Raw genomic sequence first — 1,929 nt, 5'->3', positions numbered from 1 at the left:
TTTTTGTGGTGCGCCAGGCATGGCGCGTAGCGCCGTGACTGGCGCTGTTCAGCTCACTGTGGTGGTGAGCCGAACGACTTGGAGGTGAAAGTCCTCTACACACCCGGCAAGGGGAAGTGTTAGCCAGAGGCAAGGGTGTCGCGGGTGACTGCGAATCTGAAGGAAGCCCGAGGCAAAATGCTGGCCTGACGAACAGGAAGCGGATGAGGCGGCACAGCGGGGTAAGACGGCCACAATCGTCAAAGCCCGATACTTGCACGGAGCGCTGTGACGTATATCCGACAGGCATAAGCAGGAAGGTCGCGCGAATTACCCTGGGAGATCTGCAGGTTTGCCATCGTGCTACCGAGCGCCGAGAGGCGACGGGATGAACCTGCAGAAGTCAGCCGAGGCCGTAGTAAGTGGCGGAAAAAAAACCACGCCACCAAGGGCCGAACAGGTTATGCCGCCAGTAGGCGTTAGAGTCTCGTCGAATGTCCGAAAAGCAGAAATCTCTCCACAAGAGGGCTGTAACCCCAAGCTCTGGACGGAATCCAGGGTTTGCGGCTGGCAGTGCGCAGGCATCGGCGGCGTCTGTGACGTGGACGAACGCGGAGCCGGACACGCTGATGGAGCGGGTGCTTGCACCGGCCAACCTCAGGCGTGCGTATCAACGTGTGGTCAGCAACAAGGGCGCACCGGGTGCCGATGGCATGACGGTCGATCAACTGGCGGACTACACGAAACAGTATTGGCCGACTCTCAAGGCTCGGTTGCTGGCCGGCGTGTATCACCCGCAAGGTGTGCGCGCCGTTGAAATCCCAAAACCCAAAGGTGGAACACGGCAGTTGGGCATTCCCTGTGTCGTGGATCGCCTGATCCAACAGGCCCTGCTGCAACAGCTCACGCCGATCTTCGACCCTCTGTTCTCGGATTACAGCTACGGTTTTCGTCCGGGTAGAAGCGCTCATCAAGCCATTGAAACTGCCCGTGCCCATGTGGCGGCGGGCCACCGCTGGTGCGTGGAACTTGACCTGGAGAAATTCTTTGATCGGGTCAACCACGATGTATTGATGGCCTACGTCGAGCGTCAAATCGAAGACAGGCGGGTGCTCAGGCTGATCCGTCGTTATCTCGAAGCCGGAATCATGTCGGGCGGGATCGTCAGCCGACGGCAGGAGGGGACGCCGCAAGGCGGCCCGCTCTCGCCGTTGCTGTCGAACATCCTGCTCAACGAACTCGATCGCGAACTGGAGCGGCGGGGGCATCGCTTTGTGCGTTATGCCGACGATGCGAACATCTATGTGCGCAGTCGCCGTGCTGGCGAACGAGTGCTGGCCGGGGTTGAGCGCTTCCTGAATCAGCGTTTGAAACTAACGCTGAATCGGGAAAAGAGCCGCGTGGCACGGCCATGGGTCTGTGATTACTTAGGTTACGGGATGAGCTGGCATAAACAGCCGAAGCTGAAAGTGGCAACGATGAGCCTGAATCGCTTGCGTGATCGGCTCAGAGAGCTGCTGCACGGCGCACAGGGTTGCAAGATGGCTACGATCATCGAGCGAATAAACCCGGTACTACGCGGTTGGGCGGGTTATTTCCAGCTTAGCCGAAGCAGAAGGCCACTTGAAGAACTGGACGGCTGGGTGCGGCGCAAGCTTCGCTGCGTCCTCTGGCGTCAATGGAAGTGGCCCTCCACGAGGGCGCGCAACCTGATGCGCTTGGGACTCAAAGAGGAGCGGGCCTGCAAATCAGTGTTCAACGGCCGCGGCCCATGGTGGAACTCGGGAGCGTCACATATGAATCAGGCGCTGGCGAAGAAACGATGGGACAACCTCGGCCTGGTCTCGATACTGGACACGATAAACCGACTTAACCGTATAACCTGAACCGCCGTATACGGAACCGTACGTACGGTGGTGTGAGAGGACGGCGGATGTGAATCCGCCTCCT

The 1,929-nt window shown here is 59.3% G+C and carries 1 protein-coding gene; it reads left to right on the top strand.

The features are described from left to right. Positions 1-575: 575 nt before the first annotated feature. A complete protein-coding gene (gene ltrA / locus K5E40_RS34250) occupies positions 576-1,865 on the top strand; it encodes a group II intron reverse transcriptase/maturase (RefSeq protein WP_409339160.1) in 1,290 nt (429 codons plus the stop codon). Positions 1,866-1,929 lie beyond the last annotated feature (64 nt).

It is taken from the genome of Pseudomonas baetica, assembly GCF_019733355.1.
Taxonomy (GTDB): Bacteria; Pseudomonadota; Gammaproteobacteria; order Pseudomonadales; family Pseudomonadaceae; genus Aquipseudomonas; species Aquipseudomonas baetica_A.
This window is presented reverse-complemented; position numbering and strand designations above follow the sequence as displayed.